The sequence below is a fragment of the Streptomyces sp. NPDC045778 genome, assembly GCF_056431945.1.
The window spans coordinates 167,625-194,366 of the sequence record NZ_JBWKJZ010000011.1 but is presented as its reverse complement, the minus strand read 5'-3'; the positions used below and the strand labels follow the sequence as shown (position 1 = coordinate 194,366).

General features: G+C 74.5%; 24 protein-coding genes. 5 read left to right on the top strand and 19 right to left on the bottom strand.

Going from position 1 to position 26,742, the window contains the following annotated elements; translation table 11 throughout:
• Nucleotides 1-31: 31 nt before the first annotated feature.
• From AC07GB_RS16710 to AC07GB_RS16685, 6 genes are all read right to left on the bottom strand, one after another.
• Entirely contained in the window at nt 32-853 is an 822-nt protein-coding gene (locus AC07GB_RS16710; RefSeq protein ID WP_478845941.1) for an ABC transporter permease, read from the bottom strand.
• Nucleotides 850-1,821 (bottom strand): ATP-binding cassette domain-containing protein, encoded by a 972-nt coding sequence (locus AC07GB_RS16705; RefSeq protein ID WP_478845940.1) that lies wholly within the window; start codon nt 1,819-1,821, stop codon nt 850-852. The genes AC07GB_RS16710 and AC07GB_RS16705 overlap by 4 nt, the downstream gene beginning before the upstream one ends.
• 135 nt (nt 1,822-1,956) lie before the next feature.
• Nucleotides 1,957-2,604, bottom strand: a complete 648-nt coding sequence (locus AC07GB_RS16700) for a PadR family transcriptional regulator (RefSeq protein ID WP_478845938.1) — start codon at nt 2,602-2,604, stop codon at nt 1,957-1,959.
• Between the two features lie 66 nt (nt 2,605-2,670).
• On the bottom strand, nt 2,671-3,219 hold the full coding sequence (locus tag AC07GB_RS16695; protein WP_478845936.1) for a DinB family protein: 549 nt from the start codon (nt 3,217-3,219) through the stop codon (nt 2,671-2,673).
• A gap of 140 nt (nt 3,220-3,359) precedes the next feature.
• The gene (locus tag AC07GB_RS16690) at nt 3,360-4,817 is read right to left on the bottom strand and encodes an aldehyde dehydrogenase family protein (RefSeq protein WP_478845934.1); all 1,458 of its coding nucleotides are present in this window, start codon (nt 4,815-4,817) and stop codon (nt 3,360-3,362) included.
• Between the two features lie 61 nt (nt 4,818-4,878).
• Nucleotides 4,879-5,790 (bottom strand): helix-turn-helix domain-containing protein, encoded by a 912-nt coding sequence (locus tag AC07GB_RS16685; protein WP_478845933.1) that lies wholly within the window; start codon nt 5,788-5,790, stop codon nt 4,879-4,881.
• A 332-nt stretch (nt 5,791-6,122) separates the two neighbouring features.
• Between AC07GB_RS16685 and AC07GB_RS16680 the strand changes: the two genes are divergently transcribed.
• On the top strand, nt 6,123-6,638 hold the full coding sequence (locus AC07GB_RS16680; protein WP_478845931.1) for an ATP-binding protein: 516 nt from the start codon (nt 6,123-6,125) through the stop codon (nt 6,636-6,638).
• 337 nt (nt 6,639-6,975) lie between these two features.
• On the opposite strand, the gene AC07GB_RS16675 is transcribed toward AC07GB_RS16680, so the two are convergent.
• The 5 genes from AC07GB_RS16675 to rpmG all read right to left on the bottom strand — a co-directional run bounded on the left by AC07GB_RS16675 (nt 6,976) and on the right by rpmG (nt 9,725).
• Nucleotides 6,976-7,215 carry a DUF397 domain-containing protein gene (locus AC07GB_RS16675; protein ID WP_478845929.1) on the bottom strand — a complete coding sequence of 80 codons (240 nt, stop codon included), beginning with the start codon at nt 7,213-7,215 and terminating at the stop codon, nt 6,976-6,978.
• Nucleotides 7,216-7,887: 672 nt separating this feature from the next.
• Entirely contained in the window at nt 7,888-8,124 is a 237-nt protein-coding gene (gene rpsR / locus AC07GB_RS16670; RefSeq protein WP_478845927.1) for a 30S ribosomal protein S18, read from the bottom strand.
• Nucleotides 8,125-8,128: 4 nt separating this feature from the next.
• Nucleotides 8,129-9,271, bottom strand: coding sequence for a CobW family GTP-binding protein (locus tag AC07GB_RS16665; RefSeq protein ID WP_478845925.1), 1,143 nt, complete (start codon nt 9,269-9,271; stop codon nt 8,129-8,131).
• Nucleotides 9,271-9,555 (bottom strand): type B 50S ribosomal protein L31, encoded by a 285-nt coding sequence (locus AC07GB_RS16660; RefSeq protein WP_478845923.1) that lies wholly within the window; start codon nt 9,553-9,555, stop codon nt 9,271-9,273. The genes AC07GB_RS16665 and AC07GB_RS16660 overlap by 1 nt, the downstream gene beginning before the upstream one ends.
• Before the next feature lie 5 nt (nt 9,556-9,560).
• The gene (gene rpmG, locus AC07GB_RS16655) at nt 9,561-9,725 is read right to left on the bottom strand and encodes a 50S ribosomal protein L33 (RefSeq protein WP_030361075.1); all 165 of its coding nucleotides are present in this window, start codon (nt 9,723-9,725) and stop codon (nt 9,561-9,563) included.
• A 72-nt stretch (nt 9,726-9,797) separates the two neighbouring features.
• Between rpmG and rpmB the strand changes: the two genes are divergently transcribed.
• Both rpmB and rpsN read left to right on the top strand, forming a co-directional pair.
• Nucleotides 9,798-10,034, top strand: a complete 237-nt coding sequence (gene rpmB / locus AC07GB_RS16650) for a 50S ribosomal protein L28 (protein ID WP_138961079.1) — start codon at nt 9,798-9,800, stop codon at nt 10,032-10,034.
• Nucleotides 10,034-10,339 carry a 30S ribosomal protein S14 gene (gene rpsN, locus AC07GB_RS16645; RefSeq protein WP_478845921.1) on the top strand — a complete coding sequence of 102 codons (306 nt, stop codon included), beginning with the start codon at nt 10,034-10,036 and terminating at the stop codon, nt 10,337-10,339. Before rpmB ends, rpsN begins: the two co-directional genes overlap by 1 nt.
• 7 nt (nt 10,340-10,346) lie before the next feature.
• Here rpsN and AC07GB_RS16640 read toward each other — a convergent pair whose 3' ends face one another.
• The 3 genes from AC07GB_RS16640 to AC07GB_RS16630 form a co-directional block, all read right to left on the bottom strand.
• On the bottom strand, nt 10,347-12,470 hold the full coding sequence (locus AC07GB_RS16640) for an FUSC family protein (RefSeq protein WP_478845919.1): 2,124 nt from the start codon (nt 12,468-12,470) through the stop codon (nt 10,347-10,349).
• 195 nt (nt 12,471-12,665) lie between these two features.
• Nucleotides 12,666-13,043, bottom strand: a complete 378-nt coding sequence (locus AC07GB_RS16635) for a MerR family transcriptional regulator (RefSeq protein ID WP_478845917.1) — start codon at nt 13,041-13,043, stop codon at nt 12,666-12,668.
• Between the two features lies 1 nt (nt 13,044).
• Entirely contained in the window at nt 13,045-14,370 is a 1,326-nt protein-coding gene (locus AC07GB_RS16630) for a DUF2786 domain-containing protein (RefSeq protein WP_478845915.1), read from the bottom strand.
• 84 nt (nt 14,371-14,454) lie between these two features.
• Between AC07GB_RS16630 and AC07GB_RS16625 the strand changes: the two genes are divergently transcribed.
• Nucleotides 14,455-16,644: an FtsX-like permease family protein gene (locus AC07GB_RS16625; protein ID WP_478845913.1), complete on the top strand. Its 2,190-nt coding sequence runs from the start codon at nt 14,455-14,457 to the stop codon at nt 16,642-16,644.
• 170 nt (nt 16,645-16,814) lie between these two features.
• Here the strand turns inward: AC07GB_RS16625 and AC07GB_RS16620 are convergent, their stop codons facing one another.
• Entirely contained in the window at nt 16,815-17,654 is an 840-nt protein-coding gene (locus AC07GB_RS16620; protein WP_478845911.1) for a nitrilase-related carbon-nitrogen hydrolase, read from the bottom strand.
• A gap of 119 nt (nt 17,655-17,773) precedes the next feature.
• Between AC07GB_RS16620 and AC07GB_RS16615 the strand changes: the two genes are divergently transcribed.
• On the top strand, nt 17,774-19,480 hold the full coding sequence (locus AC07GB_RS16615) for a bifunctional 3'-5' exonuclease/DNA polymerase (RefSeq protein ID WP_478845909.1): 1,707 nt from the start codon (nt 17,774-17,776) through the stop codon (nt 19,478-19,480).
• A gap of 38 nt (nt 19,481-19,518) precedes the next feature.
• Here the strand turns inward: AC07GB_RS16615 and AC07GB_RS16610 are convergent, their stop codons facing one another.
• The 4 genes from AC07GB_RS16610 to AC07GB_RS16595 form a co-directional block, all read right to left on the bottom strand.
• A complete protein-coding gene (locus AC07GB_RS16610; protein ID WP_478845907.1) occupies nt 19,519-22,530 on the bottom strand; it encodes an AfsR/SARP family transcriptional regulator in 3,012 nt (1,003 codons plus the stop codon).
• 272 nt (nt 22,531-22,802) lie between these two features.
• Nucleotides 22,803-23,276 carry a MarR family transcriptional regulator gene (locus AC07GB_RS16605; RefSeq protein WP_478845905.1) on the bottom strand — a complete coding sequence of 158 codons (474 nt, stop codon included), beginning with the start codon at nt 23,274-23,276 and terminating at the stop codon, nt 22,803-22,805.
• Between the two features lie 644 nt (nt 23,277-23,920).
• A complete protein-coding gene (locus tag AC07GB_RS16600; RefSeq protein WP_478845903.1) occupies nt 23,921-25,870 on the bottom strand; it encodes a sensor histidine kinase in 1,950 nt (649 codons plus the stop codon).
• A gap of 61 nt (nt 25,871-25,931) precedes the next feature.
• A complete protein-coding gene (locus AC07GB_RS16595) occupies nt 25,932-26,696 on the bottom strand; it encodes a response regulator transcription factor (protein ID WP_478845901.1) in 765 nt (254 codons plus the stop codon).
• Nucleotides 26,697-26,742 lie beyond the last annotated feature (46 nt).

Sequence of the window (26,742 nt, the reverse complement as noted above, 5' to 3'; positions counted from 1 at the left end):
GGTTCAGGGGCGCCACCCGCGAGGGCCGCCCCTAGCGGCTCAGCGCGCTGAAGCGGCGTACCGCCAAGGGGAGGAACACCGCCACCAGGGCCAGCGGGGAGAGGACCGCGAGGAGTTCGGCGTGGGCGGCGGCCCAGGAGGCGTCGGCCGGGCCGGACTCGTTCCCGAACAGGTCACGGACCGCCGTGGCCGTCGCCGACATCGGGTTCCACTCCACCGCCGCCCCCAGCCAGTCCGGCATGGTCCCCGGCACCGTGAACGCGTTGGAGAAGAACCCGACCGGCCAGACGAGGATCTGCACGGCCGCCACCAGCTCCGGCCTGCCCGCCACCATCGCCAGATAGATGCCGAGCCACAGCATCGCGAACCGCAGCAGCATCAGAAGCCCCACCGCCCCGGCCACCCCGGCGAGGGACCCGTGCCAGCGCCAGCCGATGGCGAGGCCCACGCCCATCATGACGATCAGCGAGGCGAAGGACTGGAGCATGTCCGCGACCGAACGGCCCACCAGGACCGCGCCGTTGGTCATCGGCATGGAGCGGAAGCGGTCCACCACGCCCTTGTTGAGGTCGCCGGTGACCGCGACCATCGTGGCGTCCAGGCCGAACACCATGGTCAGCGCGAACATGCCGGGCACGAGGAAGTCGACGTAGTCCCCCGCGATGCCCTTCCCGCCGCCGATCAGGTAGTTGAACATCAGCAGCATCATGACCGGGAAGGCGAGCCCGACGAAGACCTGGACGGGCTGGCGCGCCCAGTGGGCGAGTTCGCGCCGGGTCATGGTCCAGGAGTCGGTGACGGCCCAGCCGACGGACGTGCCCGCCCCCGTGCCCGCGCGCGTGATCGTGCTCATACGGTCTCCTTCACCGGCTTGTCGGCTTCGGTGTGCTCGGCACGTCCCGTGAGGCTCAGGAACACCTCGTCGAGCGTCGGCCTGCGCACCGCGATGTCCTCCGCCTCGATGCCTGCCTCCTGGAGCGCCCGTACGAGCCGTGTCAGGGCGTCCATGCGGTCCGTGACGGGCACGCTGGCCAGGCGGCGGTCGGCGTCCACCGTGACGTCGCCGGGGTCGCCGGGGAGCAGCCGGGCCGCCCGCACCAGCTGGGCGCCGTCGCGGACGACGAGGTCGATGCGGTCGCCGCCGAGGCGTGCCTTCAGGTCGTCGGCCGTGCCCTCGGCGATCACCCTGCCGCTGTCGATCAGGGAGATGCGGTCGGCCAGCTGGTCGGCCTCCTCCAGGTACTGCGTCGTCAGGAGTACCGTCGTGCCGCCGCCCACCAGGGAGCGCACCGCGTCCCACACCTCCGCGCGCCCTCGCGGGTCCAGGCCCGTCGTCGGCTCGTCCAGGAACAGCACCTCCGGTTCCGTGATCAGCGACGCCGCGAGGTCCAGGCGGCGCCGCATGCCGCCGCTGTACCGCTTGACCGCCTTGCCGCCCGTGTCGGCGAGGCCGAAGCGGGCGAGCAGCTCGTCGGCCCGCACGCGCGCGTGGCGGGCGCCCAGGTGGTAGAGCCGCCCGAACATCTCCAGGTTCTGCCGGCCGCTCAGCTCCTCGTCGAGCGCCGCGTGCTGGCCGAGCAGGCCGATGCGGCGGCGCACCTCCCCGGCCGCGCGCCGGGCGTCGCACCCGGCGATCTCCACCCGGCCCTCGTCGGCCGTGAGCAGCGTGGACATGATGCGCACCGCCGTGGTCTTGCCCGCGCCGTTCGGGCCCAGCACGGCGTGCACGGTGCCGCGCCCCGCCACCAGGTCGAGCCCGTCCAGGGCCCGCTTCTCGCCGTACCGCTTCCGTACGCCGTCAAGGACGATCGCGTCCGTCATCCGACTCCTTCCGCGCTCCACTCCCGCAGCCTAGTCAAGTTTGACTAGGCCGACAGAGGAAGCTACTCCCCCGAAGTCGGGTTAGTCAAACTTGATTACTTGATCCACAGGGAGCGCGCCACGAGTCGCTTCCGACTAGCGGTGGTCCCCGGGGTGCTTCTCCCCCGTCGCGTAGGGGTTCTCCTCACCCTCCACGGACAGCCCGACGAAGGGGTCCCCCTCACCGGCGAAGATGTAGGCGCCGTTCTGGATGCGCTCGACGAGGCCCTTCGTCCACTCCGCGCCCGCGTCGGCAGAGTGGACCCAGAGGTTCATGATCTCGCCGATGTGGCCGAGCTGCTCGGGGCCGTCCTCGGGCGTGTAGTACTCCGTGACGGAGTGGCGCCAGTCCTCCAGGGCGCGCACCCGCTCCTTGAGGAGCGAGACGACTTCCTCGCGCGGCAGGTGGACCATGAAGCCCACGGCCGCCGAGAGCACGTCGGACTTCTGGTCGTGCGCGACGGCGGTCAGGGCGTCACGGAGAAGGGCCAGGAACTCCTGGGTGCCCTTCTCCGTGATCTCGTACTCGGTGCGGGGCGGGCCGCCCGCCGTGGAGGGCGCGGTCTCGTGCTCGTGCAGCATTCCCTGCTTGGCCAGCTGCCGCAGCGCGTGGTAGATCGACCCGGGCTTGGCGTTGGACCACTCGTGGGCGCCCCAGTACTCCAGGTCGTTGCGCACCTGGTAGCCGTGCGCCCGTCCGTGCTGGCGGACCGCCCCGAGGACGAGCATCCGGATCGCCGACATTCACCGCACCCTTCGTCTACAGTCTTCAACTTTGACTAGGGTACGGCTCGGGAGCCCCGGTACGCCTCAGCCCCAGGACTGTCCCGACTCCAGCGCCACCAGCTCGAAGGCCGTCCTGCCGTCCAGGCTCTCGCGGATGATGTCCGCGTGGCCCGCGTGGCGGCCGATCTCCTCGACGAGGTGCAGCAGCAGCCAGCGCATCGACACCGCGCCGCCCTGGGGGAACCACGGCGCGTCGGGCAGCGGGAAGGTGTCGTTCAGGCTCGGCACGGACCGGATGAACTCCTCGGTCTCGGCGGCCACTTCGGCCCAGAAGGCGAGGATGCCGGCGAGCGTCTCACCCTCGACGAGCCGGAAGCTCTCGCCCCAGGTCTCCTCGGTGCGCTGCCGCTCGTTGGGCTTCCGCTGGGCCATGCGCAACCAGTTCAGCTCGGTCTCGGCGACGTGCTTGACCAGGCCGCCGAGGGACAGCTCGCTGGCGCTCGGGCGGCTCTTCGCCTGCTCGTCGTCCAGGCCGAGCACCGAGCGGCGCAGGCCGCCGCGCTGGGCCTCGACAAAGCTGAGCAGGGCGCCGCGCTCGTCGCCGTGGGCTTCCGCGTTGACGTGAGTGGGCATGGGGTCCGCCTCTCCCGAAGGGTGCTCGCCGGGCTTTCCGACACCTCGTACGCTACGGACCCTTGCGGACAGGTGCTGTCCTCAAGCGTCAGCGGCTTTCCGGTGTCGGATCACGGCTCCCTGGAACCCCGGCGGCCCGCTCAGAACGGGAAGCGCGAGCGGCCGTGCTGGACCGAGATCCACTTCAGCGTGGTGAAGGCCTCCACGGTCGACTCGCCGTTGAGGCGTCCCACGCCCGAGTGCTTCTCGCCGCCGAACGGCACGATCGGCTCGTCGTGCACGGTGCCGTCGTTGATGTGGATCATGCCGGTGCGGATGCGCTGGGCGAGGCGTACTCCGCGCTCGGTGCTGCCGGTGTGGACGGCGCCGCTCAGTCCGTACGGCGTCTCGTTGGCGATGCGGACGGCCTCGTCCTCGCCGTCGAACGGCAGGATGATCGCGACCGGCCCGAAGACCTCCTGGCGCAGCACCGGGGAGTCCTCGGGGAGGTCCGTGAGGACGGACGGGAACACCAGATTGCCGTCCGTGGAGCCGTGCAGCAGGGCCGTGGCGCCCGCCTGCACGGTCTGAGCGACCAGCGACGAAACCCCCTCCGCCTGCGAGGAGTTGATGAGCGGGCCGATGTGCGTCGAGGGGTCCGCCGGGTCGCCGACCTTCAGGGTCTTGACCTTGGCGACGAACTTCTCGGTGAACTCGTCCCGCAGCGAGCTGTCCACCAGGATGCGGTTCGCCGCCATGCACACCTGCCCCTGGTGCACGAAGCGGCTGAAGACGGCGGCGTCCACCGCGTAGTCGACGTCGGCGTCGTCCAGGACGATCAGCGCGCTGTTGCCGCCCAGTTCGAGGATGCAGCGCTTGAAGGTCTGGGCGCAGACCGTGGCGACGTGGCGGCCCACGGCGTCCGAGCCGGTGAAGGAGATGACCCCGGGCACCGGGTGCTCCAGGAGCGCGTCGCCGATCTCGGCGATGTCCGTGATCACGACGTTCAGGACGCCCGCGGGCAGGCCCGCGTCCTCGAAGATCTTGGCGACCAGGCTGCCGCCGAGCACGGGCGCGTTCTGGTGCGGCTTGAGGACGACGGCGTTGCCGAGCGCGATGGCCGGGGCGACCGACTTCAGCGAGAGCAGGAAGGGGAAGTTGAAGGGGCTGATGACGCCGACGACGCCGACCGGGACGCGGTAGAGGCGGTTCTCCTTGGTGTCGTCGGGGGAGGGAAGTATGCGGCCCTGCGGGGCGAGCGCCAGGTGCACCGCCTCGCGCAGGAACTCCTTGGCCAGGTGCAGCTCGAAGGCGGCCTTGACGAGGGTGCCGCCCAGCTCCGCGACGATCGCCTCGGTGATCTCGGCCTCGCGCTCCTCGACGATCCGCAGGGCGCGCTCGAAGACCGCGCGGCGCGTGTAGGGGTTGGTCGCGCCCCAGGACTCCTGCGCGCGCTGGGCGGCGCGGTAGGCCTGGTCGATCTCCACGGCCGTGGCGACCGTGATCGACGCCAGCTTCTCCCCGTCGTACGGGTTGAAGTCGATGATGTCCCAGGAACCTGAGCCGGTCTTCCACTCACCGTCGATGTACTGGTGAGCCAGATCGGTGAAGAAGGACATGAGTCGGGACCCCTTGCCGCGGAAGAGCAGACACCTGAATTCCAGTCATACTACTGACGATTCAGGTCAGTTGGAGTAGACCACGGAGAAGGTCACGGCTGTCGGCCGGATTCGGACAGTCCTCCTGCAGCTCGGCCATCGCCCGCTCGTACTGGGCCACTTCCTCCCGCTTGTCCAGATACAGGGCGCCGGTCAGCTGCTCCAGGTAGACGACGTCCGAGAGGTCGGACTCCGGGAAGCTGAGCATCGTGAAGGCGCCGCTCTCACCCGCGTGCCCGCCGAAGGTGAAGGGCATGACCTGCAACGTCACGTTCGGCCGCTCGGAGATGTCGATCAGGTGCTGGATCTGGCCCCGCATCACTTCGCGGTCGCCGTACGGCCGCCGCAGCGCCGCCTCGTCGAGCACGCACTTGAACTGCGGCGCGCGCTCGGACACGAGCAGCTTCTGCCGCTCCAGGCGCAGGGCCACCCTGCGGTCGATGTCAGCCTGGCTGACCTTGGCCGGACGGCCTGCGCGGCCGCGGCCTGCGGCCTTGCCCGCGGCGACCTTCATGCCGCGCTCGACGACGGCGTGGGCGTACGCCTCGGTCTGCAACAGGCCGTTGATGAACTGGACTTCGTAGACGCGGATGAGGGACGCGGCACCCTCCAGGCCGATATATGTCTGGAACCAGCCCGGCAGGACGTCGGAGTAACTGTGCCACCAGCCGGTCAGGTTGGCCTCCTTGGCGAGCGAGAGGAGCGCGGAGCGCTCGGCCTCGTCGGTGACGCCGTAGAGCGTGAGGAGGTCTTCCACGTCCCTGGACTTGAAGCTCACCCTGCCCAACTCCATGCGGCTGATCTTCGATTCGGACGCGCGGATCGAGTAGCCGGCCGCTTCGCGGGTGATGCCGCGTGCCTCCCTCAGGCGCCTCAGTTGCGAGCCCAGCAGGATGCGCCGTACCACCGAGCCGCTCGACTCCCCAGCGGTCACTTCGCTCAGTCCTCCCCAAGGTGTTGAGACTCGCAGTCTGCCATTAAACGCTTCGGGCGGTACTCGTTCGGTTACGGAAAGGGAAAGCGTAAGGCAGGTCTCCACAAGAAACCGTAGGAAGAAATGGGCAAGAATTGCCCTAGGAGCGGTCAAGTCCGGCGCGTGCACGTGCATCTGCCCTTGCATCTGCTGTACGCATTCGGAACCATGGTCGGCGCGTCACTTCTGTGCCGTTGCTCTACCGACCGGCTGTACCGACCGCGCCACCGTTCGATCGCTTTGTACCGCGAACCGCTTGTACCGCGAACCGCGAAAACCGGGGAGTGCCTCGCATGGGGACGAATGGATCAACCATGCTCGAGCCATTACGGCAGGGCCTTCCTCCGCTCGACCCCTCCGCGGTCTCCAGTGCGGCCTCCTGCGCTCTTCCCGCCCGCTACGAAGCCGTGGGCAGCGCACGCCAGTTCACCCGCAAGACGCTCACGTCGTGGGAGCTGGACGACCGGTTCGACGACATAGCGCTCGTCGTCTCCGAACTCGTCACGAACGCGCTGCGGCACGCGCTCCCCGGGGACAGGGCGCTCACCGAGGTGCACTGTGTCGTCGGCGAGGACGCGCCTGTGCGTCTGCACATGATGCGGTGGACCTCACGCCTGGTGTGCGCGGTACGGGATCCCAGCGACGACGGTCCGGTCGCGCGCGAGGCCGCTGACGCCCTCGACGACTTCGCGGCGGAGTCGGGCCGCGGGCTGTTCCTCGTGGACTCGTTCAGCGACGGCTGGGGCTGGCACCCGCTCGCGGGCGCGCTGAGCGGCAAGGTGGTGTGGGCGCTGTTCCAACTGGCCTGAGCGCCCGGCCGCTTCGGCCCGTACGCTGCCGGCTCCGGTCGGGTCCGGCCTCCGTCAGCTCCGGTCCGGCCTCCGCCGGCGCCGGTCCGGCCTGACGCCCGGCCACGCCAGTGGCCGGGCGGCCCTGCGGCCGCCCGGAGAAGCCCTGCCGCGCCCCGGCCTCACCCCCGAGGCCCTCCCGAAAATGCCTGCCCCCGTCTCCCGCGGGTGGTCACTCCCCGCGTCCCCGTGAACGATCGCCTTCCGCCGCGGTTCCCCCACGGATGATCGTTTCTGCTGGCACTGCTTGCCTTGCTCCCGCTTCCGGGCTCCTGGTCGGCCGCTCGGATCGAAGTGGTCAGCCGCTGAGCAGATGGTCGAACTCGCCGTCCTTCATGCCGAGCAGCATGGCCTCGATCTCGGCGCGCGTGTAGACGAGCGCGGGCCCGTCCGGAAACCGCGAGTTGCGGACGGCGACATCGCCGCCCGGCAGCTTCGCGAACTCCACGCAGGAACCCTGCGAGTTGCTGTGCCTGCTCTTCTGCCAGACCACCCCGTGAAGATCCGTGGCCGCCATGCCGTTGAACACGTGGTGCACAGGTCGCTCCCCGGTGGTGCCGTGGCTGTTGTTGTAGCCGTCAACTGTCCCGGATCATAGCTGTGTTCATGTGCCGATGCATGGGCAGATGCACGTGCACGCGGCGTGGTGAGCTGGTTACAGCTCCCCCGCCGCCGCGCCGAACCCCGCATGACATGCGAACGCCAGCCCCCGTCCATGATCTTCCACGCCCTCTTGCGGGCCGGGTTGTCCGGATCCGATTCCCTCGTGCATTAGGAACAGACGCGCGCGGAGGCCTTCTGGTGGCAGACGAATTTTCCGGCGGCCAGCGGGGAAGGGCCGCCGGGGGCCGGAGCCGGGCCTTCCGTGGCCGGTGAGGCTCTTCCAGGGCGGCGGGGGGCTCTTACCTGGGCGGCGGGGGGGCTCTCGCCTGGGCGGCGGGGGGCTCTTGCCTGGCTGGTGAGGGCCGCGCCCCGGCCGGAGGGCAGACGACCGCTCGTGCGCTCGCACGTGCGTCGACACGTGCGTCAGTGCCAGAGGCACTGGGGCGTCGGTCCTCGTGTCAGCCGGTGCCGGCCATGGTGGCGCCGCCTCTCCTCCACCCGGTGCGGCCGGGCCCCTGACCGGGCCGAAGCATGGGTGCTACGCGTGCGCCCCCTCGACGGCCCGGGCGCCCGCCCGGGCCGAGGGGCTGACGGCACCGCCGCGCGGCTAGCGCGACGCGTACGGGAGCAGCGCCATTTCCCTGGCGTTCTTGATGGCCCGGGACAGTTGGCGTTGCTGTTGCGACGTGACGCGGGTGATGCGGCGGGAGCGGATCTTGCCGCGGTCGGAGAGGAACCTCCGCAGCAGGTCCGTGTCCTTGTAGTCGATGTACGTGATGCCCTCCCGGTCCAGCGGGTTGGGGCGGGGCTTCGCGGGCTTGCGGTCGGGGTGGCGGGGGGACAAGGGGTCAGACCTCCAGGAGGGTGTCGAAGGCGGGCGGCAGGTTCTTCCAGGCGGCAGGTCCGGCGGCGTACTCCGCGTCCGTGAGGAGGCAGGACTCCAGGACCTGTTCGAGCGCGTCGCGGTCCAGGCCCGGCGAGGTGAACACGAGGTGCTGGCAGCAGTCGCCGTGCTCCGGGTGCCAGTCGAGGGCGGCGGCCGCGCGGCGCACCGGCGGCACGAGGTCCCAGGCGGCGTCCGGCAGGGACGCCAGCCACGGCCCCGCGTTCTCGACGCACAGGGCGCCGCCCGCCGCGTCCCAGGCGAGCAGCGTGTCGGGCCGGTCCGCGAGCCAGAACCGGCCCCGGCTGCGGGCGGCGGCGCAGGTGAGGTCCTCCAGGGCCGCGTACAGACGCTCGGGGTGGAAGGGCCGGTCGCGGTGCCACACGAGCGTGGTGACGCCGCTGTCGTCGGCGTCGGCGGGCAGCAGCGCGCACGCCGGGTGCTGCGCGGCGGCGGCCGCCTCCACGTCGAAGCCCGCGAGCGCGGCGCCCGCCAGGTCGCCGTGGCCGATGGGGACCTGGCGGGCCGTCGGGTGGAGCTGGGCCAGGAGCGCGCGGTCCTCGGCGTCGGCATCCGCGGTGTCGAGGACGGCGAGGACCGGCGGGTACTCCAGCTGGCGCGCCCAGGTGTCGGCGACGGTGCGCTGGTCGCCGGGGGCCGCGGCGAGCCCCGCGTCGGCGAGGTCGTCGCCGTTGGCGAGGCAGGGCAGGAGCAGGGCCGGCTCGACGGCCGTCATGACGCAGGTCAGGCGCAGCGCCCGCGAGCCGTGCCCGGCGATGACCTCGGCCATGGCCTTCGGCTCGACGGAGTCCCACAGCTCGACGACCGCGAGCCGGGTGAGCCCGCCCGCGGCGAGGCGCTCCAGCTCCGGCACGAGGTCCTCGCGGAGGGCGCAGCAGGCGCAGTCGTTGACGAGAGGGGCCTCGCCGGTGGACAGGAGGCCGGTGGCGTCGCGCACGGTCCGTACGACCTGGCCGGCCGTGGCGGTGGAGAGGTCGTGGTGCAGGGCCACGCTGTCGGGGACGGTGGCCAGGAGCCGCGCCACGGCCGCGGCCCTGGCCTCCGTGTGCAGCCCGGCCACGACGGCCACCGCCATGGGGCCGCCCATCAGCGGGCCTTGCTCTGGGCGGCGCCGGGCGCCGGGGCCGGATTGCCTCCGTACCGCCGCTCGAAGCGTTCCACGCGGCCCGCCGTGTCGAGGACGCGCTGCTGGCCCGTGTGGAAGGGGTGGCTCGCGGAGGAGATCTCGACGTCGATGACGGGGTACGTGCGGCCGTCCTCCCATACGACGGTCTTGTCGCTGGTCGCCGTCGAGCAGGTGAGGAAGGCGAAGTCACCGGCCTTGTCGCGGAAGACGACGGGGCCGTACGGCGGGTGGATGTCGGGGCGCACGGGGATCAGCGCTCCTCTCGGAAGTCGACGTGGCGGCCTGCGACCGGGTCGTACTTGCGCAGGGTCAGGCGGTCGGGGTCGTTACGCCGGTTCTTGCGGGTCACGTAGGTGTACCCGGTGCCGGCGGTGGACCGGAGCTTGATGACCGGGCGGAGTTCGTTGCGAGCCATGACGGCTAGTATATGAAAATGAATCCCGTTTCCAAATGGACGGGAGCGAGACCGACCGAGAGGTGCGTCACCTTGTCCGCCCACTGCCAGCTGACCGGCGCGAAGCCGGGTTTCGGCAAGAACGTCTCCCACTCCCACCGGCGCACCTCGCGCCGCTTCGACCCGAACGTGCAGAGCAAGCGCTACTGGCTGCCGAGCGAGAGCCGGTACGTGCGCCTGCGGCTGAGCGCCAGGGGCATCAAGACCGTCGACGTGATCGGCGTCGAGGCCGCCGTCGCCCGGATCCGTGCGCGCGGGGTGAAGGTCTGATGGCCAAGAAGAGCAAGGTCGCGAAGAACGAGAAGCGGCGCGAGGTCGTCGCCCGGTACGCCGAGCGGCGGGCGGAGCTGAAGGAGATCATCCGCCGCCCGTCCACGCCGGAGCCCGAACGGCTTGCGGCGCGACGCGAGTTGGCGCGCCAGCCCCGCGACGCCAGCGCCACGCGCGTCCGCAACCGCGACAGCGTGGACGGGCGCCCCCGCGGCTACCTGCGGACCTTCGGGCTCTCCCGGGTGCGCCTCCGGGAACAGGCGCACGCCGGATTCCTGCCCGGCGTGCGCAAGTCCTCCTGGTAGCGGGCCGCTAGCGCCCGTCGCCGCTGTCGGTGCCGTCCACCAGCATCGGCGGGGGTGTCGTGGCCAGGGCTTCGGAGAGGTCGTCGAGGGCCTGGAGGAGGAGGTCCGCGCCACGGCGGACGACGCGGTCCGGGACGCCCTCGCCGTCCCAGGCGTCCAGGGCCTCACGCACCGGGCCCCAGTCGGGGACGCGGCGTTCGCGCACGGCCTTCGCGCCCTGCGCGGTCGCGGTGCGCAGGGCGTCCGCGAACCGGGCGGCGGCCGGGACCGGGGGCGCGCCGCGCTCCGGGAGGTGCGCCTCCATCAGCATGGCGACGCGGCCGATCTGCACCAGGGCGTGCTCGGCGTCCTGCGCGGCGGCGCGGGACAGGCCGCGGTGGCGTACGGGTTCCCGCTGGGCGCGCTCGGCCGCCTCCTGCCAGGCCACGCGGGTGTCCCGGGCGGCGAGCAGCGCCTCGCGGACATCCGGGCAGGACTTGCCCGCCGGTTCGGCGTAGTGGCCGACGACGGCGGCGGCGTACCGGCCGTCCGCCGCCAGCCAGTCCGCGAGGCGGGTGCGCAGGCGCGGGGTCTCCCAGGCCGGGTAGAAGGCGTACGCGAGCATCGCGAGCGCGCCGCCGAGCAGCGTCAGGAAGGCGCGCTCCGGGACCGTCTGCGTCCACTCCTCGCCGCCCATGCCGAGCAGGAACACCACGTACGCGGCCACACAGGCCTGGGCGGCGAACTGGCCGGTGCGCATCAGCAGGTACATGAGTCCCGCACAGGTGACGGCGAGGGCCGCGGAGAGGCGGGTGCCCGGGTGCGTGAGCTGGACCAGGCCCGTGGCCAGGGCCACGCCCACGAGGGTGCCCGCGAAGCGGGCGACGGCTCGGGAGTACGTCTGGGAGAAGTCCGGGCGCATCACCATGACCGAGGCCATGGGGGCCCAGTAGGCGTGGCCCAGGGGGAGGTGGGTGCCCAGGGCGTAGCTCGCGGTGGCGACCGTGGTGACGCGGAGGGCGTGGCGGGTGACGGGGGAGCCGCGTCGCCGCAGCTCGGTGCGCATGGCCCTGGCAGCGGCCGGGACCAGGGCCGCGAGGCCGGGCCTGAGGAGGTTCTTGGCGCTCGCCCTGGTGTCGCGGTCGCCCGGGGCGGCGGGAGCGGCCGCGCGGCCGCCGGCCACTTCCACCACGTCCTTGAGCAGGGCGCCGAGGCGGGTCGCCGCCCTGTGGGGCGGGCCTTTGAGGATGGCGCCCGTGTCGGGGGTCCGCAGGGCGGCGACCGCGGGGGGCGGGAGGTGGACGGGGGTGCCGTGCCGGATGGCTCGGGCCGCGGCGTCCAGGACGTCGGCAGCGGCGGCGAGGATCTCACGAGCGCGGGCGCGTTCGGGGCCCTCTTCGGGGACGCCCATCGCGGGGTCGGCGAGGGACGCGAGGACCGGGCGGACGCGTTCGGCGAGGCCGCGGGCGCCGTGGAGTTCGGCGGGGCGGGTGCGGGCCTGGCGCGGGGTGATCGTGGCCGCGTCGCGGGCGGCCATCAGCGGGACCGGGTCGAAGGGGGCGACCGGGTCGTGGCGCAGGCGGCGGGCGTAGTCGGCCTCGGCGGCCAGGGCGTCGGCGAGGGCGTCGCGGTGGGGGCCCCAGCGGCGTACCGGGAAGAGGACGACCAGGGCCGCCTGGACCAGGCCGCCCGCGACCATCGTCGCCGCGTGGACCGCGGCCGCCGCGATCGAGGTGGGGAGGGTGACCGTGACCAGCATGATCGCGACGTTGGACGTGGCGATGAGGCCGATCGTGGGGCCCGCCGCCCAGCTCAGGCCCGCGAGGAAGGTCCACAGGGCGAGCAGGGCGAGGAACAGCGGCTGGTGCGAGCCGGTGACATAGCCGAGGAAGGTGGAGACGGCGAGGCTCGTGCCGGAGGCGATGGCCAGTTCGGGGCGCGGGCGCCAGCTGCGCTGGAACGTGGCGATGGCCGCCTGGTACGCGCCGAACGCGGAGCTTGCCGCGACGGCGGGGCCGAAGAGGGCGAGGCTCGCGCCGATGACGAGGGCGAGGCCGGTGGCACCGCGCAGGGCCACGAGGGGTTCCAGGCGGCGGCGTTCCACGGACAGGCCCGTGTGGGCCGTCTGTCTCAGGGCTCGCCGCCAGGTCACTCCGTGATGGTACGGGGGGTATGGGGGGTTTGTGCTTGTGGCTTGGTGGGGTGCGGGTTCGGTGCGGGTCCGGGGTGGTGCGGGTCAGGGCGGTGACAGGTGCGGCGGCGCTCCGCCCTGTGCCCGCCCGTTCCGCCCCCTGGGCGGACCAGCCGCCCACAGGGAGGGCGGGGGCGCCGCCGGGCCCACAGGGGGCTAAGCGGATTGTTCCGCGCGGGTCTCGCGTACCGCTGCCAAGTAGTCCGCGATCGCGTCCCGGTTACGGGTGAGGCATTCGACGCGTTCCGTCATGCGGTCGCGTTCGTGCTCCAGGGTGGCGAGCATCTCCGGGGTCGCGTCGGGGAAGTGGATGATCCGGGGCTTGTTCAGGCAGGGCAGGATCTGCTTGATGAGGCGGGTGGGGAGCCCGGCCTCCAGGAGGCCGCGGATCTGGAGGACGCGGTCGACGTAGAACTCGTCGTAGTCGCGGTAGCCGTTGGGGGCCCGGTCGGCGACGATCAGGCCCTGCTCCTCGTAGTAGCGCAGCAGTCGGCGGGATGTGCCGGTGCGTTCCGACAGTTCTCCGATGCGCATGTCACTCCCTCTTGTCCGAAAGGGTGTCCGAAGCGGTGTGCGAAGCGGTGCGCGAAGCCGTGCCCGGAAGCCTCACACGCGTGTGAAGGTTAGCGCCCGCCGCCGCGGCGGCGCCCTCGGCCCAGCCCGCGCCGTCGCGCACGCCCCGTACGCGGGTCGTGGTGGTCTCGGGGAACATCCGCTCCGTGCGGTCGGTGACGGCGACGTCCCGGGCCACGAGCACCGGGAGCAGCGCGCCGTCGCCGCCCTCGTGCGTGACGGGCGCGGCGGCGGCCTCGAGGCGGGCGCCGACGCGGTGGGCGTACGCCATCCAGAAGGCCTGGCGGAAGGTCTTGGTGCGGTTGCGGCCGCCCGCGCGCTGGCCCGCCTCCGCCGTGGTCATGGCCGCCGCGCCCTGGACCAGGAGGGAGGCGTACAGCAACTCGACGACGTCCAGGTCGGGTTCGAAGCCGACGACGGTGGAGAAGGCGAAGGCCTCGTTCCACACGGCGCGGCAGCGGTTCGCGGTGGCGACGGCGTCGAGGAGGATCGCCTTCGCGGTCTCGTACGGGGCGTCGACGCCGACGCGGCAGGCGCCGGGCGCGCCGGCGGCGTGCGTGCGCGCGGCGAGCAGCGCCTCGTCGACGCTGTAGCGGGCCGTCAGCTCCTGCGCCTTCGCGGTCAGCGCCTCCGCCTCCTCCGGGAAACCGGTCGCCTCGGCCTTGGCGAGCAGGGCGCGGATCCGGGTGAGGGCGCGCGGCTCGTCGTGGGCGGGCGGGGTGTCGAGCGGGGCGCGGGTGCCCGGGGGCGGGCCGACCGGTTCGACGGGCGGCAGGCGCAGGAGGAGGCGGTAGAGGGTGAGGAGGGCGGTGGCGCGCGTGAAGCGGTCGGGGGCGCGCCACGGGGCGAGCGCGTCGAGCGCGGCGAGCTGCGCGGGCCAGCGGGCGGGCAGTTGGCCGCGGCCGTAGCGGCGGGTCTCGGCGCGGATGAGTTCGGCGGCGAGGCGCACGTGGTCCTCGTCCAGGTCGCGGCGCACGAGCCGGACGACGTCGGCGGGCTGCCAGCCGCGCTCCCAGGCGCGGCGTACGAACTCCTCACCCCGGCGGGCCACTTCGGCGTCGGCGGCGGGAGCGGCGGCGAGGAGCGACGCGGCGGTGTCGAGGGCGTCGTCGACGAGCCGCGCCCGGGCGGCGCCGCGGGCACCCCGGGCGGACGACCGGCCCGAGGCCCGGCCGCGGCGCCCGCGACCGCTCTCGCCGGCCGCGCCGCTGTCGGGTCCGGTGGCCCCGCCGGCCGCCGCGTCCGCGTACAGCGCCGCCGCGAACGCCTTGTCGATCACCGAATCCATACCCCTAAGGGTAGGTCTGGCCCTACCCGCGATCCGCCCGCCAGGGGGCGTGAGGCGAGAGGGCGGGGACGGTTCGCTTGAGGCATGATCTTCGCTTCGCTCCGTTCTCGTTGGACCGCCTTCATCGGGGCCTTCGTCGCCCTCGCGCTGGGGGTCGCGCTGACCGCCGCCATGGGGGTGGGGCTCGCGGCGAGCGCGGGCGGGGCCGAGCGGGCGCCGCAGCGGTTCGCCGCGTCGCCCGTCGTCGTGGCCGGGAAGGACACGCTGAGCGTGCCGGTGCGCCGGGGGCCGCGGGCCGAGCACGTCACCGAGCGGCTCGCCCATCCACACCCTGTGGACAAGGATCTGCTCGCGGCCCTGCGGCGGCTCGGCCCGGTGCGGGTGAGCGGGGGGCCGGACGCCGTCGGCGTGACCGCGCCCGCCGGCGCGGTGCGGGCCGCCGTCGCCGCGTCCGGCACCGGGGCCCGCGTCCTCACCGGCGCCGGTCGCGCCCGCGTGGACCCCGGTGCCGAGCGGGACGGACGGGCGCTCGTGGCCGTGAACGCGTTCCTCGGCACGGCGGGCGGCGTCGCCGTGTTCGTGTCGGCGTTCGTGACCGCGTCCACGTTCGCGTTCGTCGTGGCGCTGCGCCGCCGTGAGCTGGGGCTGCTGCGCGCGGCCGGGGCGAGCCGGGGGCAGGTGCGGCGCTGGCTGCTCGGCGAGGCCCTGGTGGTGGGGGCCGCGGCGGCCGCCGCCGGCTGCGGGCTCGGGGCCTGGGGCGCGCCGCACCTCGCGCGGGCCCTGGTGGAGGCGGACATAGCGCCGCCGTGGTTCACGGTGACCGAAGGCCTGCGCTGGACCTGGTGGCCGTATCAACTCGCCTTCTGGGCCGGGCTCCTCGTCGCCCTCGCCGGGGCCTGGGGCGCGGCGCGGCGCGCGGGGCGGGTCAGCCCCGTGGAGGCGCTGCGCGAGGCGTCGCTGGACACCGGCGTCATGCCGCGCGGGCGCCGCGTCGCGGGCGCGGCGCTGCTGGCGGGGGCGCTCGGGCTGCTCGCCTGGACGCTGTGGTCGCAGCCCGCGGACCTGCTCAAGCGCAAGACGTACACCACGCAGCCGATGATCCTGGCGACGGCGGTCGCCGCGTTCGCGCCGCTGCTCGTGCGGCACGTGGTGGCCCTGTTCCGCTGGCCCGCCCCCGCGCGGCCCGGCCGGGTGCGGCGGGCGGACGCCCTCGCCCGGGTCGTCCGCGCCAACTGCGGTGCCGGGGTGCGCCGCACCGCCGCCGTCGCCGCGCCCGTCCTCGTCACCGTCGCGCTCGCGGGCTGTCTGTTCGGCTCGGCCGCGACGGTCGGCGCGGCGAAGGCGGCGGAGGCCCGGCAGCGCACCGCCGCCGACCTCGTCGTCACGGGCGAGGGGCTGCGCCCCGTGGGGCCGGTCGCGGGCGCCACCGTCGCCGCGTCCGCCGAGACCGCCGTCTTCGTACGGGAGGACGACGGATCGGCGGTGGTCAGGGCCCAAGCGCGGGCGGTGGCCGACCCGGCGGCGTTCGCGGCGGTGACCCGGCTGCCGGTGGTGGCGGGCGACGTACGCGACCTCGACGACCGGTCGATCGTCGTCGACGAGGAGCGGCAGCGGCACCGCGTCGGCGAGCGGGTGCCGGTGTGGCTCGGCGACGGGCGGCGGGCCCGGCTGCGGATCGTGGCCGTCCTCGCGCGCGGCACCGGCGACAACGGCGCGTACGTGACCGCCCGGAACGCGCTCGCCGCGCCCGTGGACCGCCTCGACGTCCGGCTCCGCCCCGGCGCCGACCCGGCCGCCGTGACACGGGCGCTGCGCGCGAGCGGCGGCGAGGTGCGCCCCGCCGCGGACTGGCTCGCCGCCGCGTACCCGGGCATGCGGCGCCAGACCCGGCTTGGCCTGCGGATGCTGCTCGGGCTCTGCCTGACGTACGCGGCGATCTCCCTGGCGGGCACCCTGCTGATGACCGCGCCGGTACGGGCCCCCGAGCTGCGGTCCCTCCGCCTGACGGGCGCGACGCCCGCCCAGCTGCGGCTCGTCGCGGCCGGGGAGGCGGCCCTCGCGGTGGCGGTGGGCGTGGTGCTGGGGCTCGCGGTGACGGCCGTCGGGCTCGGCGGGCTCGCGCTGGCCCTGGCGCGGCTCTCGGTGCCGCTGGAGGTGGTGGTGCCGTGGGGGGCCATGGGCCTGTGCGCGGGGGTGTGCGGGGCGGTGGCCGTAGCGGCGGGGGTGGCGGGGGCGTGGCGGATTTCCCGGGCCCACCGGGCCTCGTCCGGGTGAGGCCCTGGTGCCCTGGTGCGACGGGCAGGCTCGGACGCCGGACGACGCCGGACGACGCCGGACGACGCCGGACTGACGGAACGGATGCCCACGGCCCGAGCCGGAGAGTTTCAGCCCGTCCGGCGTTCGAGGACGAGGCGCGGAGCGCCGATGAGCTGCGGGGCCCCTGCCTAGGAGTCGCCGCCCTCGTCGATCAGGCGGCGTACCTCCCGGTCGATGAGGCCGAGGCGGGCCTCCGCCACGAGGGGCACGGCCCGGCGCCGGCGCCGGGCCTCGTGCAGGTCGATGTCGACCGTGACCAGGCCCGGCTCCCACTTGGGGGCCTGCGCGACCACCGTGCCGCGCGGGTCCACGACCCGCGAACCGCCCCAGAACGTGGCCCCGTTCTCGTTGCCCACGCGGTTCACGAACACCACCCAGCACTGGAGCATGCGGGCGGTGTACGACAGCAGCGTGTCCCAGTACAGGCCCGTGTCCATCGCCTCCGGGTCGAGGCTCGCCGCGCTGTTCGTGGGGACGAAGATGACCTCGGCGCCGTCCTGCACCGCGAGCCACGGGAGCACCGGCTGCCAGGCGTCGTTGCAGATCAGCGTGGCCGCGCGGCCGTGGCCTCGGGACAGGTCGTAGGCGCGCAGGTGCTGGCCGGGGCTGACGTGCTTGCGCTCCTCCCAGGCGAGGTAGTTCGGCAGGTACAGCTTGCGGTGCGCGTGCCGCAGGGCACCCGCCGCGTAGTAGCCCGACGTGTTGTACGCGCGCAGGCTCGTGTGCTCGTGCAGGCCGACGAGGACGTCCGGGCCGAGCAGCGACAGGTCGAGCAGGCGCGGGTCGTCGACCTGGAGCGAGGCGTCCCGCTTCAGGGCGCCCAGGTGGTAGCCGTGGAGGCTCAGCTCGGGGAACACCACGAGGTCGGCGGACTGGTCCCGCGCCTGGGCGACGCACTCGCGGGCGACCTCCAGGTTCTCCTCCACCGCGCCGAGTGCGCAGTCGGTCTGGGCCAGGGCGACGCGCATGGCACCGAGCGTGACAGGGGTGGGTGGGGGTGGCATGCGGGGTGGGCCATGCGGGGCCCTGCCGGGCGGCTCCCCAGGTCCGGGGCCCGATTGTCAGTGGCGGGTGCGATCGTCGAGTCGTGGAAGCGCAACGGTGGGCCATCGCGGAGGACGGGCCGGGGGTGCTCGTGGCACCGCTCGGGGACGACGGGCTGCCCGTCGGGCCCGCCGTGCGCGAGGGCGATCTCGCCGAGGCCGTGCGGCGGCGGCCGCACGTGACGCGGTGGGTGTGGCGCTCCACCGCCGAGGTCTACCCCCGGCTGCTCGCGGCGGGCGTCCGGGTCGAGCGGTGCTATGACGTGGAGGCCGCGGAGGCCCTGCTGCTCGGGCACGAGGGGCGGCTCGGCGAGCCGCGCTCGGCAGCGGCAGCCTGGGCGCGCGGCAGGCGAAGACCCGTGCCCCCGGACCCGCCGCCGCGCGCCGCGGTGCCCGGCGCGCAGGACTCCCTCTTCGACGCGTCCCCGGCGGCCCCGCTGCCCTTCGACGGCCTCCTGGAGGTGTACGCGGAGCAGCTGAGGCGGCACGAGGCGACGGCGCACCCGGGGCGGATGCGGCTGCTCACCGCCGCCGAGTCGGCGGGCATGCTCGTGGCGGCGGAGATGAACGAGGCGGGGCTTCCGTGGCGCGCGGACGTCCACCGCGACGTCCTCACCGAACTGCTCGGCGAGCGGTACGGCGGCACCGGCGAGCCCCGGCGCCTGGCCGAGCTGGCCGACGAGGTGTCGGCGGCCTTCGGCCACCGGGTGCGCCCCGACCTGCCCGCGGACGTGGTCAAGGCGTTCGCGCGGGCGGGCGTCAAGGTCCGCTCGACCCGGCGCTGGGAGCTGGAGGAGGTCGACCACCCCGCCGTGCGCCCCCTTCTGGAGTACAAGTCGCTGTACCGCGTGTGGACCGCCCACGGCTGGTCCTGGCTCCAGGACTGGGTGCGCGACGGCCGTTTCCGCCCTGAGTACACGCCCGGCGGCACCGTCACCGGCCGCTGGACCACGAACGGCGGGGGCGCCCTCCAGATCCCGAAGGTCATCCGCCGCGCGGTGGTCGCGGACCCGGGCTGGCGGCTGGTCGTCGCCGACGCGGACCAGCTGGAGCCGCGCGTGCTCGCCGCCATCTCGCGCGACCGGGGCCTGATGGACGTCGCGGGCAGCCCCGACGACCTGTACGCCCGCCTGTCGGACCGCGCGTTCTCCGGCGACCGCGAGCACGCCAAGCTGGCGCTGCTCGGCGCGGTCTACGGCCAGACCTCCGGCGAAGGACTGAAGAACCTGGCGGCGCTGCGCCGCCGCTTCCCGCAGGCCGTGGCGTACGTCGACGACGCGGCGCGCGCGGGCGAGGAGGGCCGTCTCGTGCGGACCTGGCTCGGCCGGACCAGCCCGCCCGCGGCCGGCTCGGGCGAGGACGCCCTCGGCGAGGCGGGCCTGCCGCAGGAGGACGCCGCCGCCGAGCCCGCGGACGCCCCGCGCGAGGACGCGTTCACGCCCGGGTACGCCTCCACCAACGCCCGCGCGCGCGGCCGCTTCACCCGGAACTTCGTGGTGCAGGGCAGCGCATCCGAGTGGGCGCTGCTCATGCTCGCCGCGCTGCGCCGGGCCACCGCGCACCTCCGCGCCGAGCTGGTCTTCTTCCAGCACGACGAGGTGATCGTGCACTGCCCGGCCGAGGAGGCGGATCAGGTCGCGGCGGCGGTGCGGGAGGCCGGGGACCTGGCCGGTCTGATCGGGTTCGGCGAGACGCCGGTGCGGTTTCCGTTCACCACGGCGGTCGTACGGTGCTACGCCGATGCCAAGTGAGGGGTGCGGCGCGCCTCCTTCGCGCGGCGCGCTCGCCCTCAAACGCCGGACGGACTCGATGATCCGCCGGTGAGTTCGCGCAGTTCCGTCACCACTTTGGGGCTCGCCCCGTCCAGGGACTCCAGGGCGGCGAGGGCCGACCGCCACTGTGCGTGGGCCTCTCGGGTGCGGCCCTGGGCGTGCAGGAGCAGGCCGTGCTGGTGGCGGGCCAGGCCGGTCATGTGGGTGTCGCCGCGATGGGCCGCGCGCTCCAGGAGGAGGGCGCAGGCACGGTCCGCTTCGGCGGTGCGGCCGAGGGCGCGCAGGGCGCGGACGAGGCCGAGGCGGGTGTGGGACTCGCCGTGCCAGTCCTCGTACTCGCCGTGCACGCGCAGGCTGACCTCGAAGTGGCCGAGGGCGGCGGCCGGTTCGCCGAGGGCGAGGTGGGCGTAGCCGATGTTGCAGTGCGCGGACTGGCGGACGACGGCGTGGCCGATGCGCTCGCCGATGGCGAGGCTGCGCTCGTGGTGGACGATGGCGAGGCGGGCGTCGCTGTGCTCGTAGAGGTTGCCGAGGTGGCTGAAGGTGATGGCCTCGCTGAGCGGGTCGTCCAGGGAGCGGGCCAGGTCCAGGGCGTGGGTCAGGGCGTCCACGGCCTCGGCGCGGCGGCCGATGCCGTCGAGCAGCAGGCCGCGGTGGTTCAGGCCGCGGCGTACGCAGGACACGTGGCCGATGGCGCGCCACAGGGCGAGCGCCTCGTCGTTCAGGGCCAGGGCCTCGCCCGCGCGGCCCGTCAGGAAGCGGTGGCCCGCGAGGTCGGTGAGCGCCTGGGCCGTCACGGCCTGCTCGCCGTGGCGCCGCGCGGTGCGGACAGCGATCACGGCGAGGGTGCCCAACTCGGTGAGCCGCCCCCGGCGTTGCAGATACGGGAAGAGGTAGCGCACCAGCGCCGGTACGAGCCCCGTGGTGTCGCCGGTGTGCCGTTCGGCGAGGGCGACGATGTTGTCCAGCTCCTCGTCGGCCCAGGCGAACGCGGCGTCGAGGGAGCCGAAGGAGTCCGGGTCTGCGGCGCTCGGGGTGCCTTCGGGGGCGGGCACGGCCAGGCGGTCCTCTCGGTCCTGGCCCGCCGGGGCGATGGTGAGCAGCGCGGCGCGGGCGGTCTCGGCGTACCAGCGCAGGGCCGTCTCGCCGGCGGGCGTGGCGTCCGCCGCGCGGGGTTGCCGGTGGGCGCGGGCGAAGTCCCGTACGAGGTCGTGCGGGGCGTAGCGGCCGTACGCCGTCTCTTCGAGGAGGGCGACGTCGACGAGGCGGTCCAGGGCGGCCTGGGCGCGGGAGCGCGGGGCGGGGAGCAGCCGGGCGAGGAGCGGCGCGCCGTACGCCGGCAGGTCGAGCGCGCCGATGACGCCGAGGGCGCGGGCGGCGTCGCGGTCGCTCTCGCGGTCGGAGGTGCGCAGGGCCTCCAGGGCGACGTCGAGGGAGCGCCGCACGCTCAAGTCGTCGTACTCCAGGTGCCGCAGGCGGCCCTCGCAGTCCGTCAGGAGGCCCGCGAGGGCGTCCGGGGTGAGCGCCCTGCGGGCGGCGAGGCGGGCCGCGACGATCCGCAGCGCGAGGGGGAGGCGGCCCGTGAGCCGTACCAGCGGGTGGCCCGCGCCGAGGTCGTCCCGCCCCGAGGCGGCGCGCAGCAGGGCCGTGCTGGCGTCGGCGGACAGCGGCGGCAGCGGGAAGCGGGCGGCGCCGTCGAGCGTGGTGAGCGGGGAGCGGCTGGTGACGAGGGTGGCGCAGCCGGGCCCGCCGGGCAGCAGCGGCCGTACCTGCGCGGCGCTCGCGGCCCCGTCGAGGACGAGGAGCGTACGGGTGGGGGCGAGGAGCGACCGCAGCAGCGCGGCCGCCGCGTCCGTGCCCTCGGCGTCCTCGCAGGCGTGCCGGGCCTCGGCGCCGAGGTCGCGCAGGAGGGCGGCGAGGGCCTGGCCCGGCGTGAGCGGGGCGACGCCCGGGGTGGTCCCGTGCAGGTTGACGTAGAGCTGGCCGTCGGGGAAGTGCTCCTTCAGGCCGTGCGCGACGTGCAGCGCGAGGGCGCTCTTGCCCACGCCCGCCATGCCGGAGAGCACGACGAGGGGCGGGGCGCCGCCGCCGTCCGTGAGCCTGCCGCGCAGCTCGCGCGCCGTGTCCTCCCTGCCGGTGAAGTGCGAGGGGGCGGGCGGGAGTTGGGCGGGGCGGGGCGGGCGGCCCGGCGGGGACGTGGTGGGGCGGCCGCCGGCGAGGACGGACCGGGTCGGCTGCGAGGAGGTGGCACGGGGGCCGGGGCGGGCCTCGGGACTGCTGAGGATCCGCCGGTGGGCCTCGCGTACGCCGTCGCCGGGCTCGACGCCGAGTTCCTCGATCAGCCTGCGGCGGAGTTCGCGGTGCACGGCCAGGGCCTCCGCCTGGCGGCCGGTGCGGTGCAGCAGGAGCATCAGCTGGCGGTGGAACGACTCACGCAGCGGGTGCTCGGTGACGAGGGAGGTCAACTCCGGCACGCGAGCGGCCAGTTCCGGGCCCGGCCCGGGGGCGCGCTCCAGGGCCGCGTCGTAGCGCCACTCCAGGACGAGCAGGCGGGCCTCCTCCAGGCGCTGGACCAGGGCGTCACCTGCGGTGGTCGTGGACAGGCCGGAGAGCGGGGCACCGCGCCACAGGCGGAGGGCGGCGGCGGCCTCGGCCTCCGCGGTGTCCCAGTCGCGGGCGGCGTGGGCGGCGCGGGCCGCGGCGGCGTGCCGTTCGAAGACGCGGACGTCGAGTTCGCCGTCGGCCACGAGCAGCCGGTAGCCCGGCGGCATGGCGTGCAGCCGGGCGGGGTCGTCCAGGAGGCGGCGCAGCCGGGTGACGTGGTTCTGGAGCGAGGCGCGGGCGGATGCGGGCGGCTCGGCGCCCCACAGCGCCTCCCTGAGCGCGTCGGCGGAGACCACGCGGCCCGGTTCGAGGAGCAGCGCGGTCAGCAGGGCGCGGGCCTTGGGGCTGCCGAGCGGGCGGGGCTCGCCGCCGGCGTCGTACAGGGCGGGCACGCCGAGGAGCCCGAACCGCAGCTCGCCTGCCATGCGTGCCCTACTCCCCCAGTGCTCGCAGCCCCCGTCGGCTGACACGGCCACGCCAAAACGGGGGCCGTTGGGCACATGTTAGCCATCTGTTGGCGCGGCCTGATCTGATCCCTGCATCGGACCTGGCCCCGCCGGTGCATGCGCTTGGCGCGTGGCTCGGGGGAGTGTCGCCGCCGCGGCCGGGTCCGCCCAAACGGGCAGCCGGGCCTCGGGCGAGGCGGAGTGAGCCTCTCCCCGAGGCGGGGTGGGACTTCCGGAGTCACCCCCTCCGCTCACGCCGCCGCGACCGCGCCGCCCGCGTTGCGGATCAGCCGCTGGAGCACCTTCACCGTGGTGACGTAGTCCGCGTCGTCGATGCCCTCGTGGAGGGCGGCGCGGATGGCGGGTGAGTTGCGCGAGAGGTCGACCCGGGCCCGCTCCCCCTCCTCGGTGAGCCACAGCCGGTCCTCGGCGTCCCGGTCCAGCCAGCCGCGCGCCACGAGCACCTCGGCCTCCGCCGCCAGGTCGTCCTCGGGCCGGATGTAGGAGGCCATGGCCGCCCGCAGCTCGGACACGGTCATGCCCTGACCGTCGGGCGAGATGTCGTCCTCCGACAGGTTGCGCAGCAGCCAGAACTGGGGCTGCGTGTAGCCCTTCTCGGCCTGCCGCGCCCGGGTGAACGCGATGAGTGCCTCGTAGGCGAGACCCGTCCAGTAGGCGGCGGGCTGCCGCGCGAGTCCGGCGTCGGGGTTCTGCTGGGTGGTCATGGGGGTCTCCTCTTGGTGCGTGACGGTCGGGGCCTGCGCGGGGCCGCGGTGCGCGGTGTTGCGCGGGCACACGGAGACCGTAGGACCTCAAGTTAAGTTGAGGGCAAGGGCTGCACTTCCCCCGCCCACCCGCCCCCGCTGGGCCGGCGCCCCACCAGGTCGCCAGGGAGACACCGCCGCGACAGCGGCAGGACCGGTGGGAAACGGCCCGCAGCCGCCAGGCCGGGGACCGGCCAGGCCGCCGGGGCAGGTACGGGCGGGCGGGTGGGAGACACCGCCGCGACAGCGGCGGGACAGACGGACGACGGCCCGCAAGCCGCCAGGCCGGGCCCCGGCCAGGCCGCCGGGGCAGACACGGGCGGGCGGGTGGGAGAGACCGCCGCGGTAGCGGCGGGACAGACGGACGACGGCCCGCAAGCCGCCAGGCCGGGCCCCGGCCAGGTCGCCGGGGCAGACACGGGCGGGCGGGTGGGAGACACCGCCGCGACAGCGGCGGGACAGACGGACGACGGCCCGCAGCCGCCAGGCCGGGGGCCGGCCAGGTCGCCGGGGCAGGTACGGGCGGGCGGGTGGGAGAGACCGCCGCGGTAGCGGGGTGGGGCCGGTGGGTGACAGGCCGCCGGGGCAGGGCCGGCCGAGGGGGCCTAGGTGATGGGGAGGTGGAGGGTGAAGGTCGTGCCGCGGCCGGGAGTGCTTTCCGCGGCGACCGTCCCCCCATGCGCCCGCACAAGGTTCCGCACGATGGCGAGCCCCAGCCCACTCCCCCCCGTGGCCCGCGTACGCGACTTGTCCGCGCGCCAGAACCGGTCGAAGACATGAGGGAGATCCGCCGCGGCGATCCCGGTCCCCGTGTCCGCGACCTCGATGACCACCCGGCCACCGACGACGCGGGAGGTGACCGTGACGCTGCCCCCGGCGGGCGTGTGCCGGATCGCGTTGGAGACGAGGTTCCCGATGGCCTGCCGCAGCCGCAGCGGGTCGGCGGTCAGCCACGGGTCGCCCTCCGCGCGGGCGAGGAGTCGTACGCCCGCCGCGTCCGCCCGCGCCTGGTGCGCGGCCACGACCTGCTCGGCGAGGTCGGCGGCGCACGCGGGCTCGCGGTGCAGCCGCAGCGTCCCGGCGTCGGCGGCGGCGAGGTCCTGGAGGTCGTCGACGATGTGCTGGAGGAGCAGGGCCTCCTCCAGGAGGGAGGTGACCAGCTCGGGATCGGTGGCGACGACGCCGTCCTCGGCGGCCTCCAGCCAGCCCCGGATGTTCGAAAGAGGCGTACGCAACTCGTGGGCGACGTCGCTGACCATCGCCTTGCGCTGCTCCTCCAGGGCCTCGCGGTGCGCGGCCATGTCGTTGAAGGCGGCCGCGAGCTGGCTGATCTCGCCCGCGGAGCGCGCGGGCACCGGCTCGGTGGCCTCGCCGGTCTTCATGCGCTGGGTGGCCGTGGTGAGCGCCCGCAGGGGCCGGGTGAGGCGGGTCGCGGCGAAGGCGGTGACGGCGACGGTCAGGGCGAGCACGGCCGCGGCGAGCCCGACGAGCCGGGCGGTGTTGGCGCCGGAGAGCCGGAAGCCGCTCTCGGAGGGCCGGCTGCCGTCCGGGCTCGTGATGAAGAGCAGCGCGGGCGGCGACACGTACGGGCCGAGCTGCTCGCGGCGCGCGCTGTCCACACAGTTGGCGGCGAGCGCCTCCACGGGGTCGGGGGACGCGGTGACCGAGGGCGCGGGCGCCGGAGACACGCCCTTGTCGGTCGCGGCCTCCTCCGGCACCACGCCCCGCGGCTTCGCGGCGCTGCCCGGATGCGCGATCGCGAACAGCCAGGGGGAGCCGCCGCGCGACATGGCGAGGCCCAGCTTCACGGGCTTGGTGCCCTTGCGGCGCATGCACGCCCCGGCCAGCTCACTGATCTTGTCCAGGGCCTTGCGCTCGGTCTTCGTCGGCTCGTTCAGGGAGACGGCGCCGCACCTGTAGTCGAGGAAGTCGCCGTTGTCACCCGCCGTCTCCAGATAGGGGCGGCCGCTGGGACCCTCCACGCTCTTCACGGACGCACCGGCGTCCTGGGCACACCCGACGACCTTCTCCGCCAGCGCCCGCAGCTTCGCCCGCTCCCCCGCGGGAAGCCGGAACGGCCCCACGGCGCGCGGGTCGATGCGGTCGACGGCGCCGGTGCCGGTGTCGATCCCGGCGTCGCCGCCGAGACCGACCGCCGTGTCGTCGCCGCGCCCCGCGGCCAGCGTCGAGTCGACGGCCAGCGGGTCGACGACCGCCGAGGCCCGCGCGGGCAGCCGGGAGCCGGGCACCGCGCCCTTCCCCGCAGCCGCCGAGTCGGCGATGATCTCGCGGTCCTGCGTGGTCAGGGCGACGCGCCGCCCCGTCTCCGCGGACAGCTCGCGCACCGTGCGGCCGGCGCCGCGCCAGTCGGGCGCGCCCGCGGCGAGGCCGAGGAGGCGGTCGTAGATCCGCGCGTCGTCGGCGAGCACCTGCCCCTGCTCCTGCCGGATGGCCCCGGACGTGGTCTGCGCGGCGAGCCAGGCGGTGGCGGCGATGGACAGCACGGACACGAGCACGGACACCGCGAGCAGCCGGGCGAGGAGGCTCTTGCGCACGGGTACGCGGGTGCGGGCCGGGGCGTCGCCGGGCGGCCCTACGCCGCGCCGCCCGGCCGCCCTAAACCTCACGGCGGGCCGCCGGATCCCGGTACGCGACGAGTTTGTAGCCCACCCCGAAGACCGTGACGAGGCGGTGCGGTGTGCGCGGATTGGCCTCGATCTTCTTACGGAGGTTCAGTACGTGTACGTCCACGGTGCGGACCGATATGTAACCCGACGAGCCGTGGATGCGGTCGAGCAGCTGAGGGCGCGTGAAGACCCGCTCCGGCTCCGCCGCCATCGCCGCGAGCAGCTCGAACTCGCCCGGCGTGCACTCCACCCGCCGCCCGTCCACGGTCACCTCGTGCCGCAGCGCGTCCACGACGAGGCCGCCCGCGCGCAGCACCCGCGCGTCCGCCTCGGGCGGCGGCCGGTGCGCCGCCCCGCTGGCGCGGCGCAGCAGGGTGCGGACGCGGGCCATCAGCTCGCGGGGGCTGTACGGCTTGGTGAGGTAGTCGTCGGCGCCGAGGTCGAGGCCGAGCAGCAGGTCGTCCTCGGTGGAGCGGGCGGTGAGCATGAGGATGGGCAGTGTGCCGGTGCCGCGCCCGGCCCCCTGGGTGCCCGGCGCGGGCTCCGAGCGCAGCACGCGGGTCACGCCGAGGCCGTCGATCTCCGGCATCATCACGTCGAGGATCAGCAGGTCCGGGTCGTGCTGCCGGACCCGCTCCAGCGCGGTGCGCCCGTCGTGGGCGACGCCGACGGTGTGCCCCTCGCGCTCCAGATAGCGGCGGATCAGCTCGGCCTGCTTCTCGTCGTCCTCCGCGACCAGGACAAATGCGCACATGCGCCCGAGCATAGGCGGCGCCCGCCGGATTCCGGTCGCCGCGTCG

What these genes read in the sequence shown, in the direction of transcription:
- AC07GB_RS16700 (WP_478845938.1), bottom strand. Translation starts at nt 2,604, where the DNA reads ATGTCGGCGATCCGGATGCTCGTCCTCGGGGCGGTCCGCCAGCACGGA.
- AC07GB_RS16680 (WP_478845931.1), top strand. Translation starts at nt 6,123, where the DNA reads ATGGGGACGAATGGATCAACCATGCTCGAGCCATTACGGCAGGGCCTT.
- AC07GB_RS16620 (WP_478845911.1), bottom strand. Translation starts at nt 17,654, where the DNA reads ATGCGCGTCGCCCTGGCCCAGACCGACTGCGCACTCGGCGCGGTGGAG.
- AC07GB_RS16625 (WP_478845913.1), top strand. Translation starts at nt 14,455, where the DNA reads ATGATCTTCGCTTCGCTCCGTTCTCGTTGGACCGCCTTCATCGGGGCC.
- AC07GB_RS16630 (WP_478845915.1), bottom strand. Translation starts at nt 14,370, where the DNA reads ATGGATTCGGTGATCGACAAGGCGTTCGCGGCGGCGCTGTACGCGGAC.
- AC07GB_RS16610 (WP_478845907.1), bottom strand. Translation starts at nt 22,530, where the DNA reads ATGGCAGGCGAGCTGCGGTTCGGGCTCCTCGGCGTGCCCGCCCTGTAC.
- AC07GB_RS16635 (WP_478845917.1), bottom strand. Translation starts at nt 13,043, where the DNA reads ATGCGCATCGGAGAACTGTCGGAACGCACCGGCACATCCCGCCGACTG.
- AC07GB_RS16710 (WP_478845941.1), bottom strand. Translation starts at nt 853, where the DNA reads ATGAGCACGATCACGCGCGCGGGCACGGGGGCGGGCACGTCCGTCGGC.
- AC07GB_RS16595 (WP_478845901.1), bottom strand. Translation starts at nt 26,696, where the DNA reads ATGTGCGCATTTGTCCTGGTCGCGGAGGACGACGAGAAGCAGGCCGAG.
- AC07GB_RS16665 (WP_478845925.1), bottom strand. Translation starts at nt 9,271, where the DNA reads ATGGGCGGCCCCATGGCGGTGGCCGTCGTGGCCGGGCTGCACACGGAG.
- AC07GB_RS16605 (WP_478845905.1), bottom strand. Translation starts at nt 23,276, where the DNA reads ATGACCACCCAGCAGAACCCCGACGCCGGACTCGCGCGGCAGCCCGCC.
- AC07GB_RS16690 (WP_478845934.1), bottom strand. Translation starts at nt 4,817, where the DNA reads ATGTCCTTCTTCACCGATCTGGCTCACCAGTACATCGACGGTGAGTGG.
- rpsN (WP_478845921.1), top strand. Translation starts at nt 10,034, where the DNA reads ATGGCCAAGAAGAGCAAGGTCGCGAAGAACGAGAAGCGGCGCGAGGTC.
- rpmG (WP_030361075.1), bottom strand. Translation starts at nt 9,725, where the DNA reads ATGGCTCGCAACGAACTCCGCCCGGTCATCAAGCTCCGGTCCACCGCC.
- AC07GB_RS16705 (WP_478845940.1), bottom strand. Translation starts at nt 1,821, where the DNA reads ATGACGGACGCGATCGTCCTTGACGGCGTACGGAAGCGGTACGGCGAG.
- AC07GB_RS16695 (WP_478845936.1), bottom strand. Translation starts at nt 3,219, where the DNA reads ATGCCCACTCACGTCAACGCGGAAGCCCACGGCGACGAGCGCGGCGCC.